Annotated in this window: 20 protein-coding genes; 6 read left to right on the top strand and 14 right to left on the bottom strand. The window is 61.1% G+C overall.

Going from position 1 to position 19,763, the window contains the following annotated elements:
- Nucleotides 1-2: 2 nt before the first annotated feature.
- Nucleotides 3-776, bottom strand: coding sequence for a tRNA1(Val) (adenine(37)-N6)-methyltransferase (locus tag NANH_RS0117780; protein WP_027263277.1), 774 nt, complete (start codon nucleotides 774-776; stop codon nucleotides 3-5).
- A complete protein-coding gene (locus NANH_RS0117775) occupies nucleotides 773-988 on the bottom strand; it encodes a putative signal transducing protein (protein WP_027263276.1) in 216 nt (71 codons plus the stop codon). Before NANH_RS0117775 ends, NANH_RS0117780 begins: the two co-directional genes overlap by 4 nt.
- Nucleotides 989-1,042: 54 nt before the next feature.
- Between NANH_RS0117775 and NANH_RS0117770 the strand changes: the two genes are divergently transcribed.
- On the top strand, nucleotides 1,043-2,041 hold the full coding sequence (locus NANH_RS0117770; RefSeq protein ID WP_027263275.1) for a polyprenyl synthetase family protein: 999 nt from the start codon (nucleotides 1,043-1,045) through the stop codon (nucleotides 2,039-2,041).
- A gap of 6 nt (nucleotides 2,042-2,047) precedes the next feature.
- On the opposite strand, the gene NANH_RS0117765 is transcribed toward NANH_RS0117770, so the two are convergent.
- The 4 genes from NANH_RS0117765 to soxR all read right to left on the bottom strand — a co-directional run bounded on the left by NANH_RS0117765 (nucleotide 2,048) and on the right by soxR (nucleotide 7,014).
- On the bottom strand, nucleotides 2,048-2,920 hold the full coding sequence (locus NANH_RS0117765) for a 4-(cytidine 5'-diphospho)-2-C-methyl-D-erythritol kinase (protein WP_027263274.1): 873 nt from the start codon (nucleotides 2,918-2,920) through the stop codon (nucleotides 2,048-2,050).
- Nucleotides 2,907-4,628, bottom strand: a complete 1,722-nt coding sequence (locus tag NANH_RS0117760) for a tetratricopeptide repeat protein (protein ID WP_027263273.1) — start codon at nucleotides 4,626-4,628, stop codon at nucleotides 2,907-2,909. The genes NANH_RS0117765 and NANH_RS0117760 overlap by 14 nt, the downstream gene beginning before the upstream one ends.
- Nucleotides 4,629-4,730: 102 nt before the next feature.
- Entirely contained in the window at nucleotides 4,731-6,380 is a 1,650-nt protein-coding gene (locus NANH_RS0117755) for an electron transfer flavoprotein-ubiquinone oxidoreductase (RefSeq protein WP_027263272.1), read from the bottom strand.
- 181 nt (nucleotides 6,381-6,561) lie between these two features.
- Complete coding sequence (gene soxR, locus NANH_RS0117750) at nucleotides 6,562-7,014, bottom strand: redox-sensitive transcriptional activator SoxR (protein WP_027263271.1); 453 nt, start codon at nucleotides 7,012-7,014, stop codon at nucleotides 6,562-6,564.
- 79 nt (nucleotides 7,015-7,093) lie between these two features.
- Between soxR and NANH_RS0117745 the strand changes: the two genes are divergently transcribed.
- The 5 genes from NANH_RS0117745 to NANH_RS0117720 all read left to right on the top strand — a co-directional run bounded on the left by NANH_RS0117745 (nucleotide 7,094) and on the right by NANH_RS0117720 (nucleotide 10,843).
- Nucleotides 7,094-7,474, top strand: coding sequence for a VOC family protein (locus NANH_RS0117745; protein ID WP_027263270.1), 381 nt, complete (start codon nucleotides 7,094-7,096; stop codon nucleotides 7,472-7,474).
- A gap of 130 nt (nucleotides 7,475-7,604) precedes the next feature.
- Complete coding sequence (greA, locus tag NANH_RS0117740) at nucleotides 7,605-8,075, top strand: transcription elongation factor GreA (protein WP_027263269.1); 471 nt, start codon at nucleotides 7,605-7,607, stop codon at nucleotides 8,073-8,075.
- Nucleotides 8,076-8,086: 11 nt separating this feature from the next.
- On the top strand, nucleotides 8,087-9,106 hold the full coding sequence (locus tag NANH_RS0117735) for a hypothetical protein (protein ID WP_027263268.1): 1,020 nt from the start codon (nucleotides 8,087-8,089) through the stop codon (nucleotides 9,104-9,106).
- A gap of 472 nt (nucleotides 9,107-9,578) precedes the next feature.
- Complete coding sequence (locus tag NANH_RS0117725; RefSeq protein ID WP_027263266.1) at nucleotides 9,579-10,286, top strand: Crp/Fnr family transcriptional regulator; 708 nt, start codon at nucleotides 9,579-9,581, stop codon at nucleotides 10,284-10,286.
- Complete coding sequence (locus tag NANH_RS0117720) at nucleotides 10,283-10,843, top strand: DUF4202 domain-containing protein (protein ID WP_027263265.1); 561 nt, start codon at nucleotides 10,283-10,285, stop codon at nucleotides 10,841-10,843. Before NANH_RS0117725 ends, NANH_RS0117720 begins: the two co-directional genes overlap by 4 nt.
- On the opposite strand, the gene NANH_RS0117715 is transcribed toward NANH_RS0117720, so the two are convergent.
- The 8 genes from NANH_RS0117715 to NANH_RS26535 form a co-directional block, all read right to left on the bottom strand.
- Nucleotides 10,833-11,102, bottom strand: coding sequence for a cytochrome C oxidase subunit IV family protein (locus tag NANH_RS0117715; protein ID WP_036050012.1), 270 nt, complete (start codon nucleotides 11,100-11,102; stop codon nucleotides 10,833-10,835). The genes NANH_RS0117720 and NANH_RS0117715 overlap by 11 nt on opposite strands.
- Complete coding sequence (locus NANH_RS0117710; RefSeq protein ID WP_027263263.1) at nucleotides 11,099-11,659, bottom strand: cytochrome c oxidase subunit 3; 561 nt, start codon at nucleotides 11,657-11,659, stop codon at nucleotides 11,099-11,101. The genes NANH_RS0117715 and NANH_RS0117710 overlap by 4 nt, the downstream gene beginning before the upstream one ends.
- Nucleotides 11,656-13,587, bottom strand: coding sequence for a nitric oxide reductase activation protein NorD (locus NANH_RS0117705; RefSeq protein ID WP_407694960.1), 1,932 nt, complete (start codon nucleotides 13,585-13,587; stop codon nucleotides 11,656-11,658). The genes NANH_RS0117710 and NANH_RS0117705 overlap by 4 nt, the downstream gene beginning before the upstream one ends.
- A 3-nt stretch (nucleotides 13,588-13,590) precedes the next feature.
- Nucleotides 13,591-14,397, bottom strand: coding sequence for a CbbQ/NirQ/NorQ/GpvN family protein (locus NANH_RS0117700; protein WP_027263261.1), 807 nt, complete (start codon nucleotides 14,395-14,397; stop codon nucleotides 13,591-13,593).
- Nucleotides 14,398-14,402: 5 nt separating this feature from the next.
- The gene (locus NANH_RS0117695; protein ID WP_027263260.1) at nucleotides 14,403-15,800 is read right to left on the bottom strand and encodes a cbb3-type cytochrome c oxidase subunit I; all 1,398 of its coding nucleotides are present in this window, start codon (nucleotides 15,798-15,800) and stop codon (nucleotides 14,403-14,405) included.
- A gap of 15 nt (nucleotides 15,801-15,815) precedes the next feature.
- Nucleotides 15,816-16,268, bottom strand: a complete 453-nt coding sequence (locus NANH_RS0117690) for a c-type cytochrome (protein WP_027263259.1) — start codon at nucleotides 16,266-16,268, stop codon at nucleotides 15,816-15,818.
- A gap of 166 nt (nucleotides 16,269-16,434) precedes the next feature.
- Nucleotides 16,435-17,628 (bottom strand): NnrS family protein, encoded by a 1,194-nt coding sequence (locus tag NANH_RS0117685; protein ID WP_027263258.1) that lies wholly within the window; start codon nucleotides 17,626-17,628, stop codon nucleotides 16,435-16,437.
- Nucleotides 17,625-19,763 carry a NosR/NirI family protein gene (locus tag NANH_RS26535; RefSeq protein ID WP_245601464.1) on the bottom strand — a complete coding sequence of 713 codons (2,139 nt, stop codon included), beginning with the start codon at nucleotides 19,761-19,763 and terminating at the stop codon, nucleotides 17,625-17,627. Before NANH_RS26535 ends, NANH_RS0117685 begins: the two co-directional genes overlap by 4 nt.

The following is a 19,763-nucleotide window of genomic DNA, read 5'->3' as shown; positions in this document are numbered from 1 at the left end:
GGTCACGATATTGGCCACTCCAGCGCCCGCCCGTCACGCAGAATCCGGTTGAGTTCGGCTGCATAGCTTTCCCCATCCTCCTGATGGCGCGGCCCATCATGCAAAATCACCGGCGCATGCAGCCGGAACGCCGCTCGTCCCTCTTTACGCGCGCGCAGGATGACAAGATGCGGCGCTCGCCCCGCCCGCGCCGCAAAAGGCAACAGTTCAACCGAGCCCAGACGCTTTTCGCACGCCGCCAGCATGTCGGGCACCCGATCCACCCGCTGGATCATGTGCAGATAGCCCTTGGGCACCAGACGTCGCGCTGCAACCGTGATCCAATCGGACAATTGCGTGGCACGCTCGCCCAGGGCCAGGGCACGCCCATCGTCCCGCGCGGGGCTATGGGCCCCGGCGCGATAATAGGGCGGATTGGCCAGAACATGGTCAAAACGGGAGTGGCGCACAGGCTGAGGAAGTTCTGACAGATCGGCCGTGACCACCGCCAGGTCGATTCGATTGTCATGCGCGTTGCGCCTTGCCAGTTCGGCATAGGCGGGTTGCAATTCGACTCCTACCGACGACAAATCCGGCACCCTTGTTGCGAGACATAACACCGCAGCCCCCGCGCCACAGCCCAGTTCCAGCACCGATTGACCGGGTCGCGCCGGAATGCTGGCCGCCAAAAGCACGGGATCAATGCCCGCACGATACCCATCGCGTGGCTGAAACAGATGCAGGCGCCCGCCCAGGAACGCATCCCGCGTCAAATGTTCCGCACAAAAGGCTGTCACAGGCTCACATCGATCTTGTTGTCGCGCATCACCCGAACCGCACGCGCATAATCCGCGCTGCGCACCAGCATCCTGCGCGGGAAAATTCCGATGCCTCCTTCGAGGATGCTCATATTTACGTCCATCTGAAAGCAGTCTATATCCTCGCCCTGAAGAAGGGCGGACGCAAATGCCATCACAGTGGGATCGGTGCTACGCAAAAGTTCCTTCATGACGGGGATTTAAGGGCAAGGATCGCAGTTGTCGAGCCTTGTAGCGGGAGCGTGATGAACACCAGCGCAGCGACAAAACCACACGATATGCTGGCGCAAGCACTGGCAGAGGAAATGGCCGCCGTAAACCGGCTGATCCAGCAGCGGATGGCATCCGAACATGCGCCGCGGATTCCCGAGGTGACGGCGCATCTGGTCGAAGCGGGCGGCAAGCGTCTGCGCCCGATGTTGACGTTGGCAGCGGCCCGGCTGTGCGGCTATGACGGCCCTCATCACATCCACCTCGCGGCGACGGTCGAGTTCATCCATACGGCAACCCTGTTGCATGATGACGTGGTCGACGAAAGCGGCCAACGACGCGGTCGCCCCACCGCTAATCTGCTGTGGGACAATAAATCCAGCGTTCTGGTGGGCGACTATCTGTTTGCGCGCAGTTTCCAGTTGATGGTGGAAACCGGGTCGTTGCGGGTGCTTGACATCCTGGCCAATGCCGCCGCCACGATTGCAGAGGGCGAAGTGTTGCAGCTGACTGCCGCGCAAAACCTGGCCACCGACGAATCCGTTTATCTGCAGGTAGTGCGCGGCAAGACGGCAGCGCTGTTTTCCGCCGCAACCGAGGTTGGTGGCGTGATCGCAGGCGCACCTGCGGCTCAGATTCAAGCGCTATATAAGTATGGCGATTCCCTGGGCGTCGCGTTTCAGATCGCTGACGACTTGTTGGACTATCAGGGCGACAGCATGGCAACCGGCAAGAACGTGGGCGATGATTTTCGCGAACGCAAGTTGACGTTGCCCGTGATCAAGGCCGTGGCCCGTGCCACCCCGCAAGAACGGGCGTTTTGGCAGCGCACCATCGAGCAGGGCAAGCAACACGATGGCGACTTGCAGACGGCAATGGCCCTGATGGAGAAACACGGCACGATCAAGGCCACGCGCGATGACGCGGTCGGCTGGGCTGACAAGGCGCGCATGGCGCTGGACACCTTGCCCGATGATCCGCTCCGGGACATGTTGCGGGATCTCGCGGCCTATGTGGTGGCACGTCTGAATTGATCGCGGTCAGGCTGGTCTAGAGAGGCGCGGCGCCAGCGTCGTTGCCCGGATCCACCACCCCAAACGGGCCTCGGTCAGGGCCCGCGCGGCTGCCGTCGCGGTTGCAAGGCTGTCAAATAGCCCAAAACAGGTGGCGCCCGACCCGCTCATCCGGGCCAGCACAGCGCCTTGGTTTTCCAAGGCGTCCAGCACCACGCCCACGACCGGAACCATATTCACCACCGGTGCCTGCAGATCGTTGCGCTGTGCAGCCAGCCAATCGCAACAGGCTGCGGTATCGGCAAAGTCGGGAATCGAGGGCATTGCCGCACCGTTCTTGATCATCAAGGCGCGAAACGCGTCGGGTGTATGGACCTGAACACCTGGATTGATCAGAACCGCCGCAAGCGACGGAAAGCCCGCTACGGGTGCGAGACGCTCGCCAATGCCCGACATGCGGGCTGTCGTCGCAGCCAGGCACACGGGAACATCCGCCCCCAGGCGCAACAGCCTACCTCCGGACAGGGGCCGCACCTTGTGGCTGCGCGTCAACGCCCGCAATACAGCCGCCGCATCTGACGATCCCCCGCCAATTCCCGAAGCGGCAGGCAGATGTTTGTCCAAAGTGATTTCGGCTCGGGTCACACCGGCGGCGTGTGCGGCGCGCAGGACCAGATTGCTGTCATCCACCGGCACACCGGCGGCCATCGGGCCTGTCACCTTGAACCGCATCCGGTCCGCGCGCCGAACCGCGATCCGGTCGCCCACATCGGCGAACACGACCAGTGAATCCAACAAATGATAGCCATCGGGCCGCTGGCCGGTGACATGCAGCGTCAGATTGATCTTGGCCGGTGCAAACTCCTGTACGGCGTCGGCGCAGGGTTCAGCCGCCGTCATTGACCACCTTCAGCGGCGGCGATCCCTCTTCGGCCAGCACAGCGTCAAGCCCGACCTTGAGCTTGCTACGGATCCTTTCGGGATCGGCCTCGCTGTCAGTATCTTCCGGGTCAATGAAGGACAGCGCGCGCCTCCACTGGAATTCGGCCTCGCGCAGACGTCCGACAGCCCAATAGACATCGCCAAGATGATCATTGACCACAGGATCCACCGGCATCAGTTCAACCGCTGTCTCCATGTGATCGACCGCTTCGTCATAGCGTCCCAGGCGATAGAGAACCCAGCCCAGGCTGTCGACAATATAGCCGCTGTCGGGGCGGGCGGCGACGGCCTGTTCGATCATCGCCAGCGCCTCATCCAATTTGATCTGCCGCTCAACCAGAGAATAGCCCAGATAGTTGAGCACCTGCGGCTGATCCGGATTGATCTCAAGCGCGCTGCGAAAATCTGCTTCGGCCCGCTCCCAATGCTTGAGCCTCTCATGGCTAATGCCGCGCGCATAAAACAGGAACCAGCGCGCCCGCGCTTCGGGGTCTGAATATTCCAGCGCCCTGTCATAGGCCTGAATGGCGGCGGCATATTGCTCCTGTTGCCGCAGCAGATCGCCAAGGGCGGAATGCACCGGAGCCAATGTCGGCTGCTCGCGCGCCAGTTGTTCCAGCACCTCGATCGCCGCATCGGGTTTGGCGGCACGGCGCAACGCCTCGGCCCGGCCCATTTCAGCGGCATGATAGTCGGGGCTGGATTGTGATATCTGCTTGTAGGTTGCGACGGCCAGATCGTACTGGCCCAGCTTGTCCAGCAACTGCGCGCTCAGCAACAATGAATCGATGTGATTTGGGCGCAGATAGGTTGCGGTGCGAATATAGACCAGCACAAAGTCATCCGCCGCTTCGCCGTTCAGCGCCTGTCCGATGGAATAGAAGACTTCGGCCATGCCATCGCGCACCGACGTGACATGGTCAAACGCAAGCTGTTCGCCCGCTTCCAGCCGGTCCGCCAGAGCCTGCAGACCGGGATCCAGCGTCGCGCCAAAGGCATTGTGCAGATAATCCAGCGCGTCTTGATTGCGCTGAAGTTGCGACAGCACCTGTGCCCGCGCGACACCCGCGCCCCGCGACAGCAGGGACACGCCCGAGGTCTCGTCGGCAAATATCGCTTCGGCCCCTTCGAAATCGCCAACAGACGCCAGCGCCAGCGCCTTGTGATACAACGCAAAGGCGCGCAGGCCGTTTTCCTCGGCAACCGAATCGAACTGCGCAAGGGCCTGCGCGACCGAGCCCGCGCCCACATGCGCCCAGGCCGTCACCAACCCATCCACCAAGGGCCCGATGCCCAGGGTTTCAACATCGCGTGCCAACAGCTCGTCATATTTTTCAGTGGCGATCAGGTCGGCAACCACAACCATATGGGCCACCTGACTGCGATAGCCTCGGCTTTCCATCAACCTGGCAACCGGCAAAGCCTTGTCGATCCGGCTGAGTGCCAGTTGCGACAGGACCAGGTTTTCCATCAGCCTGGGGTTATCGCGATCCCGGCTAAGCGCGCGCGCGTAATATTCGGCAGCCGAGTCGAAATTGCTGTCGATGATCGCCTGCCGTCCGGCCAGATAGGCCCCGGCGGCCGTGTCCGCCTGCGCGACCGCGGGGGCCAACAGTGCAGCGGCGACCACCGCAAGTGCCGTGGCGCGAAGAAATGATGTGTTCAAAAGACCTGCCTCGTCGGATGCTCTGCCCGACAAAATAGGCCCTTGTCCGCAGCTAAGCAATGGCACAGCCGGTGCTGGCTGTGCCATTATGACGGATTTTGCCTACATATTGGGGTAATTCGGCCCGTCTCCGCCCTGCGGAGTGACCCAGGTGATGTTCTGGCTGGGGTCCTTGATGTCGCAGGTCTTGCAATGCACGCAATTCTGGAAGTTGATCACGAACTTGGTGTCCTTGCCCGCCTCTTCGACAAACTCGTATACGCCGGCCGGACAATAGCGCGCGGCAGGGCCGGCATATTTCGGCAGGTTGACCTGAACCGGAACGGAGGGGTCTTTCAGTTGCAGATGCGCCGGCTGGCTTTCCTCGTGGTTGGTAAAGGAAAACGCGACGTTGGTCAGGCGGTCGAACGACAGCGTGCCATCCGGTTTCGGGTACTCGATCGGCTGATGCTTGCTGGCCTCTTCCGTCGCGTCGGCGTCGGTCTTGCCATGTTTCTGGGTACCGAACAGGGAAAAGCCAAGCGTGTTGGTCCACATGTCGAACCCGCCCAGAACCAGCGACGGCATCAGCCCCCATTTGGACCAAAACGGCTTGACGTTGCGAACCTTTTTCAGATCCCGACCAATCGCACCGGTGCGCACTTCATCCTCGTAGGCCGACAGTTCGTCGCCCGCGCGCCCAGCCGCGATGGCGGCATGGGCGGCTTCGGCGGCCGCCTTGCCCGACAGCATCGCGTTATGGTTGCCCTTGATGCGCGGCACGTTGACCATGCCCACCGAACAGCCCAGCAAGGCCACACCGGGCGCAACCATCTTTGGCATCGATTGATATCCGCCTTCGGAAATCGCCCGCGCGCCATACGCCACGCGCTTGCCACCCTTCAGCAGGTCGGCGACCATTGGATGGTGCTTGAATCGCTGGAATTCCATATAGGGGAACAAATACGGGTTCTTATAGTTCAGATGCACCACGAACCCGACGTAGACCTGATTGTTTTCAAGGTGGTAGATGAACGACCCACCCCCGGCATTTCCGCCCAGAGGCCAGCCCATTGTGTGGGTGACCGTGCCTTCGCGGTGCTTGGCCGGGTCGATCTCCCAGATTTCCTTCATTCCGATGCCGAATTTTTGCGGCTCGTGGCCCTGGCTCAGATCGTATCTGGCAATCACTTCCTTGGACAGCGATCCGCGCACGCCTTCGGACAGGAACACGTATTTGCCGTGTAGCTCCATGCCCGGTTCATAGTTCGCTCCGTGACGACCATCGGCCTCTTTGCCGAATTCACCCGCGACCACGCCCTTGATGCCGCCCTTGTCGTCGAACACCAGTTCCGAGCAAGCCATGCCAGGAAATATCTCGACCCCAAGTTCTTCGGCCTGCTCCGCCATCCAGCGGCAGACGTTGCCCATGCTGACAATATAGTTGCCGTGGTTGTTCATCAGCGGCGGCATCGGCCAGTTCGGCACCCGGATCTTTCCGGCTTCGCCCAGCATATAAAAATTGTCTTCGCGCACGGGCACGTTCAGCGGCGCGCCTTTTTCCTTCCAATCGGGGATCAAGGCATCCAGACCGCAAGGATCCAGAACCGCGCCCGACAGGATATGCGCCCCGACTTCACTGCCTTTTTCCAGCACAACTACGTTGATATCCGCGTCCAACTGCTTGAGACGGATCGCAGCGGATAACCCGGCAGGGCCGGCACCGACGATCACAACGTCATACTCCATCGCTTCGCGTTCAGTCTCGGCCATCGGGGCGCTCCTTGGCTAACGGTTCAATGGCGCCTTCCCAGGCGCAATTATGTTTCGCGGCTGATACCTTTTGTCAGGCCACAGCGTCAATCGCAACACTGCGTCAGACCCTGTTAACGCAACCAGGCAAGGTCAAAGCCGGAATTCTCGCAATCGATACGCCTTGCGCATGCGCCAAACGCTATTCCGGCCTGTCCCCCATCAGATACCGTGGCCCGCGCCCCTTGCTGCGCACCCGGTCATCCGGATTGTACAGCTTGCATTTGGGCAGGGACAAACAGCCACATCCGATGCAGCCATCCAGGTTGTCACGCAGGTTTTGCAAAGCCTCGATCCGCTGATCCAACCGGTTGCGAAAACCGGTACTGAGTCTGCGCCAATCTGCAGGTGTCGGGGCACGACTGCCCGGTAACTGATCCAGCAACGCGCGGACCTCGGGCAGTGAAAAACCGAACTGCTGCGCGATCATTACAAAGCTCAACCGACGGATGTCGGCGCGCAAGAACCTGCGCTGGCCACCTGCATTACGCCAGGGCGAGATCAAACCCTGAGACTCGTAGTACCGGATGGCCGAAACCGCCAGACCGGTCCGGTCCGCCAATGCCCCGATGGAAAGGCCGTGGGATGTCGTCATGTTTCGCCCGAAAAAATTCCTTGACCTCAAGTTAGGTTAAGGAATTACCGTCAGAAAATCAACCGAGAAAGGACTTCTGATGACTGCAAGACTGGAACATGCAAATTTCACCGTCGCCGATCCCGACGCCACTGCCGCCTGGATGTGCGCGCTGTTTGGCTGGCATGTGCGCTGGTCAGGCGCGGCGATGCAAACCGGGCGCACCGTGCATGTGGGCACCGACACCGCCTATCTGGCGCTCTTCTCCCCCGGCGATCCCGCCAAACCCACGGATGACAATTATCAAACGATTGGCGGGCTGAATCACATCGCCGTCGTGGTCGATGACATTGCGGCGCTCGAAGATAAGGTTACGGCCGCCGGATTCACTCCGATAAACCACGCCGATTACGAACCTGGCCGCAGGTTCTATTTCCACGACGGCGATGGCATTGAATACGAGGTGGTGCAATACGACTAGGCCGGGTTTTGCCGCACGAACGACCCTGCCTCTTGCAATCCTGCGCGCGATTGGGTCAGGTATCGCTTGACCTAATCTATCGTCCCGGCGTTTTTACGGCGGGGCGTCTCATTTTGTGTGGATCAACAGCATGGAAAAAGTTCCGATGACCCCGGCCGGCCACGCCGCGCTTGAAACCGAGTTGAAGCAGCTCAAGTCGATTGAGCGGCCCGCGATCATCAAGGCCATTGCCGAAGCGCGCGAACATGGCGATCTGTCGGAAAACGCCGAATACCACTCGGCCCGCGAAAAGCAGTCCTTTATCGAAGGCCGCATCAAAGAGCTTGAGGGCGTGCTGTCACTGGCCGACGTGATCGACCCCAAGAAACTGACCGGTGCGATCAAGTTCGGCGCCAAGGTGACGCTGGTGGACGAGGATACCGACCAGGAAAAAACCTGGCAGATCGTGGGAGAATACGAAGCCAGCATCGAAAACGGCCTGCTCAATATCAAATCACCGATTGCCCGCGCGTTGATCGGCAAGGAAGAAGGTGACAGTGTAGAGGTGCGCACGCCCGGTGGCCAAAGGTCGTATGAGGTCGTGAGCATCGAGTATTCCTGACGGAGCGCGTCATGTCCCGTTCCAAGTCCGATCCAGAAGGCGCACGACCGACGCCATTGGGGATCTATGACAGGCCCAGCCTGCAATCGATCACCGGCATCGAGATCACCGCGATCGCCCTGACCGTGATCTGGCTGGGCGGGTCATTTGTGCTCTATTTACTGGCCCCCGACGGCGAAAGCACCGGGTTTGACGGGCTGCGGTTCGCCATCACGATGCTCACCGTGTTCATGCCGGTCGCGATGATCTGGGTCGCGGCCACGGCAGCGCGCTCCAACCGGGTGATGCGCGAAGAGAGTCGGCGGCTTCAGGCCGCTATCGATGGCATTCGCCATGCCTATGTCGCGCAGGCGCAGCGCGGCGTGATGGGGCCGGAGCCTTCGGTCACCAAGAAACTGGACGAAATTGCCGCCGCCGCCAAAAAGACCGAAACCGCCCTGGCCACATTCTCGACTCGCCGCGATCCCGACCGCGCCCCCGCGACCAGACCGGCGGTCGTACAACCGCCGGCCGGTCAGGGCTCTCTGGCATTAGGAACTTCGGCCGAGGACCTGGCCCCGCCACTGGCCACCCAGGATTTCATACGCGCGTTGAATTTTCCGGAAACCACCGACGACGAGGCCGGGTTCGACGCCCTACGCCGGGCATTGAAGGATCGCAAGGCGGCGCAGCTGATCCAGGCCAGCCAGGATGTGCTGACATTGCTCAGCCAGGATGGCGTTTATATGGACGATCTGCGCCCTGACATGGCCCGCCCCGAGATCTGGCGCCAATTCGCCCGTGGCGCGCGTGGGCGCGAGATCGCTGCCCTGGGCGGGGTGCGCGACCGCACGTCACTGGCCCTGACTGCCGGGCGGATGAAACAGGACCCCATCTTTCGTGACGCGGCACATCATTTCCTGCGTCTGTTCGATCGAATGTTCGCCGAATTCGAGACCGAGGCCTCGGATGCCGACATTTCCGCCCTGGGCGACACCCGAACAACAAGGGCTTTCATGTTGCTGGGCCGCGTTGCCGGCACCTTTGACTGAAGACTGACCGCCGTCGGGCGTTGACGCATCTCTTGCCTGCAAGGATGGCCCCGACATTCAGGGCGTTTGAAATCAGCGCCATTCAGCGCTGGACACAGCCGATACAAATCGCCCTTCGTTGCTGCGTGCATTGCCTGCGGCCCCTGGTGTTTGCGACCACGATCGCGAACGACGCGGGCATGCTCGGCATGGCCGTAACGGTACCGATCAGCGAACGTTTCCATTCGAATGTATCACCGGCATCGCAATGATCCATATTCCGTCGGTGATACGCGCCATGTTCCCTTGCCGGCCTTCTCGCGGCTGGCGAGATTTTGCGCCGTGGGTCACCAGTAACGATGGGTTGCGGATCGGCCTGTGCTAAAATGGCCGATTGCGTTACATTGATCCATGGGCAAAACCGCACCCCGTAAGTCAGCTCATTAAGAACTACCCCAAACGGCGGACACGAATCGCCAGAGATAAGGCCGCAATGACCATAGAAACAGATCTGAATGTGGCGCGTAATTCACTGTTGTTAAAAAGTCTGCCAGAGGAAATTAGCGAAACCCTGCTACGCGGCGCGACAACCCGTCATGCCGGGCGCGGCGAGACCCTGTTTCTGCAGGGGGAAACCGCCCATGTGGTGCACATCGTGCTGGATGGCTGGGTCAAACTGTATCGGATCTCTCCGAACGGGAACGAGGCGGTGGTCAGCGTATTTTCCCGCGGCAGCAGCTTTGGCGAGGCAGTGGCCTTTCGCCACGCCGACTATCCCGTCTCGGGCGAAGCAGTCACCGATTGCGTTTTGTTGCTTATCCAGGCCAACGCCTTTGTAGCCTTGATGAAAGACAGCCCTGAAATCTGCATGTCGGTTCTGGCCTCGACCTTTCAGCACCTCCATTCACTGGTCGGGCAGATCGAACAGATCAAGGCCCAGACCGGGGCACAGCGCGTTGCCGAATTCCTGTTGGGTCTGTGCAATTCCAACACCGGCAGCTGTGTGGTTACCCTGCCCTATGACAAGGTGCTGATTGCCGGACGACTGGGCATGAAACCGGAAAGCCTGTCGCGCGCCTTTTCCAAGCTGCGTCAGCAAGGGGTGCGTATTGCCAAGAACCATGCATCCATAGACAATATCGAAACGCTTCGCGATTACGCAGATACCGACCCTGCCACAGCCTGGAACAAAGCCTTATGAGTGATCTTGCCGCCGCGCTCGCCGCGATCGACACCGCCAATGCGTCCGACCCGGACCTGTCCGAAGGCACGCCCGCCGCGCAGCTCTATGGCCAGCGGATGAGCGCGGAACTGGCCCGGCTGTTTCCCGATGCCTCGGAACCGCTGCAGATCGCCGCGCGCGGCCAGCATATCGAACGCTGGGTCCTTAAACGGGCGGACTACCCGAATGGGCGCGAGGGGTATCTGAACTGGCGGCGCGATCTGGCCAAACACCACGCTGAACGCGTCGGGCAAATCATGCGCGACACCGGATATTCCGATGCCGAGGCCGAGGCCGCCGGCAAGATGATCCGCAAGGAAGGAATCAAGCGAGACGCACAGGTCCAGACACTGGAAGATGTGATTTGTTTCGTGTTCCTGAAGTGGTATTTCGCGCCGTTTTCCTCCACACAGGACCCCGAAAAACTGCGTCGCATCGTTGTCAGGACCGCTCGCAAGATGTCCGATGCGGCCCGCGCCCGGGTTCTGGACGAATTCAAGTTGCCCGAGGAACTGGCCGCCGCATTCAAAACATGAGCGGGGCCAGATAGAGCCCCAGCAACAGGACACAGAACAGTCCCAGCGCGATGCCAAAACCACGCGCCCAGAACGGGGCGCTGTCCAAGCCCAGATAGCGGCCGAGAATCACCCGCGCCTTGAGCCAGGCCAGTATCAGAATGGCAGTTCCGGCGAGCGCCTGCCATCCATCCGGAAACGACCACAACGAAATCACCGTCGAGATCAGGCTGAGCGCCATCAGGGTGAGCCACCCGGTTCTCAGGGCGCGCTGACTCATTGCAGCAGATAGATGACGGGAAACAGCAGCACCCAGACCAGATCGACCATGTGCCAGAACGCGGCCCCCACCTCGATATTACGTGGGGCGTCACGCCAGGCAACCAGCCATAGAATCAACACACCAAACACCACATGCGCCGCGTGAAACCCGGTCAGCAGATAGTAGAAAGTGAAAAAGGCATGGCTCTCCCAATTGATGCCATGGGCCGCCTTATCCGCGAACTCGGCCCCTTTGATGACCAGAAACAGCACCCCCAGCAGGGAGGCCGCGATCAACGCCAGTCGCGCGCGCGCATTTTGCCCGGCTTCGCGCAACGGCAGCGCCAAGGCCGCCAGGAATCCGCTGGTCACCAGAACGATGGTGTTGATGCCAGCCGCGGTGCGGTTCAGCAGGTTCTGCGCTTCGGCAAACCCCACCGGATCGGTCACGCGCACCGCAAGAAACGCCGTCAGACCGGCCCCGAACACCAGCAGCTCGCTGATGATCAGAACCCACATCATCAGATCGCCGGGAAGCTCATCCAGCACAGACAGTTCGGAAGCGGCCTCGCTCATGCACCGACCAACTCTCGATAGATCTGCGGCAGGGCTTCGGTCAATCGGTCGGGATGCGGGATCACATGAAAGCCACCGCGCCCGAACAGGCGTGGGAACCAGCTTTTGGCCTGTTTATCTATGGTGACGCCGAACACCGAATGCCCGGCCCGACGGGCTTCGCGCACGGCCATAGCGGTGTCTTCGATGCCGTGACGCCCTTCGTAATGGTCCAGATCGTTGGGCTTGCCATCGGTGATGACCAAAAGCAGGCGACGCTTCTTGCTCTGGCGCGCCAGATCGGCCGAGGCATGGCGCACCGCGGCACCCAGCCGCGTATAGAATCCGGGACGCAACGCACCGATGCGATCTTCGATACCCGTGTTCATCGCCTCTCCAAAGGCTTTGCATTGCTGGATATAAACCCGATCCCGTTTCAGCGACGAAAATGCGTGGATGGCGAAATCGTCGCCGCAAGCGTCCAGCCCCCAGGCCAGCGCCGCAAGCGCTTCACGTTCGATGTCGATGACCGCCCGCCCGGTGACGGCGCTTTCGGTCGAGCGGGACACATCCAGCAGGATCGACACCGCCAGATCGCGGGCCTGTGGCAGCGATTGCCGCCAGATGCGGTTGCTGCCGACGCCATTGGCCAGAATATCGACCCGCGCACGCACCACCGCCTCCATGTCCAACTCGTCACCATCAAGGCATCCAGGCACAAAGACACGGCCCGGACGCAACGCCTCGAACTGACGTTTGACCTGGCGAATGCGGCGCATGGCGCGTGGATCCTCGCGAAACGAGGGGACGCAATCCCCCGCTTCTGCAATGCTGTGCAAGACACGCACATGGTCCGGCAGATAGGCCCCCGCCCGCGCGTCCCATTCGGGATAGGTATGGATGCCGGACAGGCGTTCGCGGTCCACATCCTCGGGCGCGAGGTCAAGATGCAGTTTCAGCCGCGTGGCCGGGGCCTTGGAAATCTGGCCCAACCCGATCTCGTCCTGATCGTCGGCCGCCTTCTTGGCATTGTCGGGGTCATCGTCGTCGACCCGCCTGTTCAGGTTCAGGAACTCGGCCCAGGACAGGATCGCCTCGAACTTGTGCAGGATCAGGCTATCCTTGCGCTCGGCCTGATCGGCCTGGCGGCGGCGGGCGCGGTGGGTGCCTTCGGCCCCGTCTTCGGGCGGGCCGTCGCTGTCGCGGGATTCGACCGTATCGGACGCGCTGAAAGACAGCTCGCGCAGGTCCGGCCACAGCGGCACCGGCTGAAACGGCTGGTAATTGCCCGGTGCATAGACCGTCTCGACCGGTTTCTGCTGCAATTGACGCGCCGGCTCTGACAGCGGAGCGGGATCCCCGAGAGCCTGACGCACCAGAGCCTCGATGGCGGCCTCATACAGCGGCAGCCGCGCCACGCGGCGCTGATGCAAGGCGGCCTGACACAGGGTTCGGTACAGATCATGCAGCCCCGGGGCCTGTTCCAGCGCCGCTTCGACCGTCACCCGCGCCGCCGCGATCGCGCGCAGGTCGGCGCGCAAGGCATCGGTTTCAGCGGCGGGATCCTGTGCATGGGCGGCTGCGGCGGTCAGCCACAGGTACAGTGCGCCGTTGGCTTCGCGGCTGGGAAAAACCCCGAGACGATCTGGCAGGCGCAGGATTTCCCCATCGAAGCTGGCCCGCGGCAGGATTTCGGCCTCCGCCCCCAAGCGCCGCAGAAAACTCAGCCGGTGGCGGCTGACTTCGGGGCTGACGGCGCGCAGTTCGACCGAATGCGCGCCACCCAACCCGCGGAAAAAAACAGCCAGCCGCCCGCTGACCTCGGAAAGGTCGACGCTGGCTCCGTGATGCACCTGTGGCGCATCCAGACGGCTGGCAAAGGCGTGCCACAGTTTCCCGACGGTTTCTTCGGGTTCCCATGGCTCGATTTCAATCTTGCCCACGGCCATGCCTCACCCAAAGATGGCCGCGACAAGATCTAGGAGCCCGCGTTTCACGTCGGCGTCGTCGGTCAGGGGCTCGATCATTGCCGCCTCGACCGCACGGTCGATGGACATGCCCTGCGCGATCAGCGACGCGGCATAGACGATCAGCCGGGTCGAAACGCCTTCTTCCAGATCCTGTCCCTTGAGCGCCCGCAGCTTGCCGGCCAGACGCACAAGCGGCTTGACCCGCTCGGGCGCAAGACCGCTTTCGCGCGCGACCACCTCGATTTCCACATCGGGTGTCGGGAAATCGAACTCGACGGCCAGGAACCGTTGGCGGGTCGACGGTTTGAGGGTCTTCAGAATATTCTGATAGCCGGGGTTATAGGACGCCACCAGCATGAAGCCGGGCGCAGCTTCCAGTTCTTCGCCGGTGCGGTCGATGGGCAGAATACGCCGGTCATCGGTCAACGGGTGCAGAACCACGGTCACGTCCTTACGCGCCTCGACAACCTCATCAAGATAACAGATCGCTCCTTCGCGCACCGCACGGGTCAAAGGCCCGTCGACCCATACGGTTTCCCCGCCCTTAAGCAGATAACGCCCGATCAGGTCGGCAGCAGACAGGTCATCGTGACAGGCAACCGTATACAAAGGGCGACCCAGCCGAGCGGCCATGTGGGAGACAAAGCGTGTCTTTCCGCATCCGGTCGGTCCTTTCAGCAGGATCGGCAGGTTGTTGGCGCTTGCGGCCTCAAACAGGGCGCATTCGTCGCCCTGCGCCAGATAGAAGGGGGCGTCCGCCGCCCCCTTCAGATTGGTATGTGCGTTCATCGCCATCACTCCGCGGGAATATGGTCGGGATCATCTTCAAGGCGATGACGTTCGATCGGGCCGGGCCGCACCATTTCGCGGCGTGGCATGAAGACCGAATAGAGGAACAGCGCAACACCCAGAAACACAACCACACCGGCCCCCAGACGCATCCAGTAGAAGATGGCGATGCTGTCCTGCACGTCCATGTAGTAGTCGCCGATGACACGCTGCATATGGGTCTGCACAGTACCGGCAAAGGTCAGGGTGAAGGTCATGAACACCATCCCTCCAGACATCAGCCAGAAAGACGCCATATTCAGCACCTGGTTGTACGGATCGCGCTGTTTCAGGATCGGCATGGCATAGGTTATCATCGCCAGATTCAGACAGACATAGGCCCCGTAGAACGCCAGGTGGCCATGTGCCGCGGTGATCTGTGTGCCGTGGGAGTAATAGTTAACCCCATGCAACGTGTGCAAAAAGCCCCAAACGCCGGCGCCGAAAAACGCCAGAACCGAACAGCCCAGCGACCACAACAGCGCCGCCTTGTTCGGGTGATCGCGGCGGCCTTTCCAGACCATGACGAAAGCGAATGACATCATCGCAAAGAACGGAACGATCTCGAGCGTCGAGAAGATCGACCCGATCCACTGCCAGTAGCCCGGCGCGCCAATCCAGTAATAGTGGTGACCGGTGCCCAGGATACCCGAGAACAGCGCTGCCGCAACGATGACATACAGCCATTTCTCGACGATTTCACGGTCCACCCCCGTCAGCTTGAGCATCAGGTACGCCAGGATCGAGGCCATGATCAGCTCCCAAACACCCTCAACCCAAAGGTGAATCACGTACCACCAATACATCTTGTCCAGCGCCAGGTTGGATGGGTTGTAAAACGCAAACAGGAACAGCAGCGCCAATGCCCAGAGGCCCAGCAGCAGGATGTTGGTGATCGCGGTTTTCTTGCCTTTCAATACCGTCATGGTGACGTTGTAGAGAAACAGCAACGCAGCAACGACGATCCCCATCTTGACCCATTTGGGCTGTTCCAGAAACTCGCGCCCTTCCTTGCCCAGCAACCAGTTGCCCTCGAAGAGGTTGAACAGGTAGGTCACCACCACACCCAATGTGCCGACCACCAGGATGATCAACTGCAGATAGGCAATCTTGGGCGAATGTATTTCGCGTTCCGATTCCTCCGGGATCAGGAAATACGCCGCCCCGAAAAAGCCCAGCAACAGCCACACGATCAGAGAATTGGTATGCAACATCCGGATGATATTGAACGGCACCAGTTCGGACAGGGTATTTGGCATGACATAGACAACCCCCGCCAACAGCCCGCCCAGGATCTGCACCGCGAACAGGGCAAGCGCGACCCCGAAATACGCGTATGCGATTTTCTGAGATTGATATTTCATCACTCGTGTCCTTTCTCAGCCGGCGTCGTTGGGCGGCCAGCCCTGTGCGTCGATTTCGCCGGTCCACAGCAGGAAATCGCTGAGGGCGCGGTATTCTTCGTCTGTCAGATCGAAATACGGCATCTGGCGGCGGCCCTCGACACCCGTGGGCATCGCCTGCATCCAGCCTTTCAGCGTTTCAAAGGCCGCCTCGGGATCGTCCTGCACCCCCCAGCGTGTCATCACGTTCATCAGCTCGGGGGCGAAATACGCACCCTCGCCCATGATCGTATGACAGTTGATGCACGCATTGCGTTCCCAAACGTGTTTTCCAAGCACAACGCTTTCGGTGAGACCCTCTTTGTCGGTCGAAGTGTTCACCATGTAGTTGTGTGTATGGGCGGTCAGCCCGACGAAAATGATAATAAAGAACAGTGACCCGCCAAAAAAGATATTGCGGGCCATGCTCTTTGTCATGACTTCGCGCATTGCGCTCTCCTTTGCGCTGCGTTGATTATGGCTGCACCATGGCGATCAGAGCGACAATCATCCTTGGCAAAAGTCAAGTCAACCGGAATGGAACCGAGATTTATACCTGCCAATAAGGCGGCGCGGCCCGGCATGGGGGCTTTGCTGGATGTCGCGTCTGTTTCCGCTAGAGGTTGTGGCGCGACAAACGCGCCGACAAAATTGCCGGAGCAAGTGCAGCCAGAAACAGGACAAAGGCCAGAATCCAGGTCGCACCGGCCGCCAGCACGAGGCAAATGTCGATTTCCGCCGACACTTCCGAGCCGAGCCAGCGCAAAGCAGCTGAAAACGCTATCAGAGCATAAGCAATGGCCACACTCTTTGGAGCCAGAATCTCGCGCCCCGTATGGCTGAGAATTGCGCGGCTCATGATCGCCAGCGTCATGCCCCCCAACGCCCCGATGCCCAAGACATGCAGCGCCGCGATTTCGCTGCCGATCCCCTGCAGACCTGCGCCATACGACACCAGACCAAGCGCCAGCATCAGCAGCGCCAAATGCAGTGACCAAAGGATCGGTTGCCGCCAGATGCGATAGCCGCGCCACAGCGCCAGGCGGATCAGTTGCGCCCCCCCGGCAGCGATTGCCAGGGCCGCAATTGCTGGATCCGCAAGGTCGAGCAACACGGCAACGGGCAGCAATAGCGCCAGACCGTTCGCCGCCTGCGACACCCCTGCCGGGCTGCGCGGCCAAAGCGTTTCCGCCACCCCTTCGCGTTTCATCGCGTTGCGGGTGAATCCTGGCGCAACGCGGCCACCCAGAACCGAGATCATCGCGCAAAAGGCGAACAATCCAGCGGTCAGTCCGCGATCCAGCGTATCGTCGGTCAGGCCAACCCATTGCAAATGCATCATAAGGTTCCCGGTCCAGACCAATATCACGAACAGCAGGAACACCAGAATCTGCGGCTTGGGTCGCCGCAGAGCCTGAATCACCAGCCTGACCGCCATCAGGGGCAGAAAGGCCAGGTCGACCGCCGCCACCGTGACAGGCGAAAATACCCCCGCCCCCCAGACCCCCAGCCGCCCGGCCAGCCAAAGCGCAACTGCCACTGCAATGAACAGATGCGGTCGCCCCCGCGCGCCGGTCCAACCGGGTGTCGCGGTCAACAGAAACCCGCCCATCGCCGCAGTGCCATAGCCAAAAACCATTTCGTGCGCGTGCCACAGACTGGGGGACATGCCAGATGGCAGATCAGGAAAACCGCCCTCTGTGAGCAGCCAGAGTTCCCAGATCAGGACCGCCAGCGCCGCAAACACACCCGCGGCCAGAAAAAACGCCCGAAACCCTTCGCTGAACACCCGTTTGACGGGGGTCATCATGTGCTGGCGCTTGCCGGTGCTGTCTGACGTTTGCGTCGCTTCAGCACCGGGCAGGTATTGTCGTCGTTCATCACGACCTGACAGCGCAGGCACAGCACGCATTCGTTCGGATTGATCCGCCCGAGCGGGTCGATAGCGCCGACGGTACATTTTGTTTCGCACAACCGGCATTCGCGTCCGCATTGGGGCCGCCGATGCAACCAGTCAAACACTTTCAGCTTGGCGGGAATGCCCAATGCGGCCCCCAGCGGGCAAAGATAGCGACAATAGAACCGCTCGATGAACAATCCGGCGCCAAGCAGGACCAGCACGAACAGCACGAACGGCCAGCCCCGCATCATGCGCATCGAGATCGCGGTCTTGAACGGTTCAGCCTCGGCCAGGATCAGCGCGTCTTTCATCGAATAGAACGACAAGGCCAGGATGGCCACAAACAGGGTGTATTTGATGATCCACAGCCGTTCATGCAGCGCATGCGGCACCGCGATCTGACGCACGCCCAGCTTTTGCGCCAATTGATTTGTCAGCTCCTGCAAAGCTCCGAACGGGCATAGCCAGCCGCAGAACACGCCCCGGCCCCAGAACAGCAGACCCAGTGCGACGCCACCCCACAGGGTGAAAATGATCGGCTCGATCAGAAAGGTTTCCCAGTGAAACCCGGTCAGCAATGATTGCAGAAAGGCGATCACCTGAACCACCGACAGTTGCCCGTTCAGCACCCACCCCAGCCACACCAGTGTCACACTGAGAAAGGTCAGCCGGGTCGCGCGCCACAGGCGCGGACGGCGCACCAGCGATTCCTGAAACAGCAGGATCAGGGTCAGCAGAACCTGCATCGCCGCCACGGTGACGACCGCCACTTTCTTGTCCTCCCAGGTCTGCCGCCACAGGGGCGCGGCCTCGGGCGGGGGCGCCAGGACATAGCGGCCAGGCAAGGCATAGGGTATCGTCACGACAAATGAGACATCGCCGCCTACTGCCGCAGGGCGCGACGCCGTCAGTTCCAACGCAAAGGGTTCTGTCGGGTCGAACCCGTTGCCGCCAATTCGAAACAGGCTGCGCTCCTTGAGGTCAGGCGCATCCGCTATCGGCAACTTGTCGATCCTGATATAGCCTGCGTCGGTTAACGGCAGCCGAAGTTGGCCCTGTACAAGGGTCAGCCGGTCAAACACACCGCTGCGCCGCCATGCCGTCCCGCGATGGGAATACAACCCGCGAGAAGCAACAAACAGCACCACCTCACCCGGACCCAACGCCCCAACCGCACGGGAATATTGCTGTTGTCCCAATATGTTGCGACCGATGGTTGGCGGATCTGCCAGTGCGATCCACAGCTCGACAAATGGCGCATCCCCAGTGGGAACCGGCGGCGTGGAACCAGCCAGCCGGTCGCGCGCTTCGCTGAGCGTCACTCTTATATGGCTGATCGCCTGTTCGGCCTGCAACACCGCCCAACTGGCCGGGTCAAACCCGACGCGATCGATGCCGCCGCCCGGCAGCAACCCCCGCCCAATGGCCAGGGTTCGCGCCGTACGCAGTATCGAATCGCGGATCACCCCGGTCGAAACCGTGGCGCGGGAAATGATATCGGGCATGTCCGGACCGGTTTTGACACCATCCGGGTCCATCAGGTCGATCCCCGCGAACCCGCCGACAAAGCGCTCGATGTCCGCATCCGACAATCCAAGGGTCAGAATCGGTTCGCTGTGCCGCATCAACTGTGCGGCGGCAATCCGCCCCTCGGGCTCGACGGCAACCAGAACATCCAGAGGCCGCCCGGAATAGCCGACGGAACCGGCGACCTCCCATGTCGATGCAATGTGACCCACAAGCCCGTCAGGACCGGTGACGGTCCAACCCGGCACAGGGGCGTCATCGCGCAGGACAACGGGCAACGCGTCCAGGGCGAACATCTGCGCCGCAAGCTGTGCGGTCGGTGCAACCGGCGCGATCGTTTGCTCGAACGCAGGCCGTAACGCCTGAGAGTGCGCGGGCGCGACGAAGCCGACCCCGAGCAAAGCAATCGCCGCGACAAACAGCTGTTTCGCACCGAACCAATTCATGGCCTCTTGTCGCGTCAGGATCGCCGGATTGCCTTGATTAAGGTCAAGGCGGGTTTTTTTGAATCCGGTCAC

This window comes from Sedimentitalea nanhaiensis DSM 24252 (genome assembly GCF_000473225.1).
Taxonomy (GTDB): Bacteria; Pseudomonadota; Alphaproteobacteria; order Rhodobacterales; family Rhodobacteraceae; genus Sedimentitalea; species Sedimentitalea nanhaiensis.
This window is presented reverse-complemented; position numbering and strand designations above follow the sequence as displayed.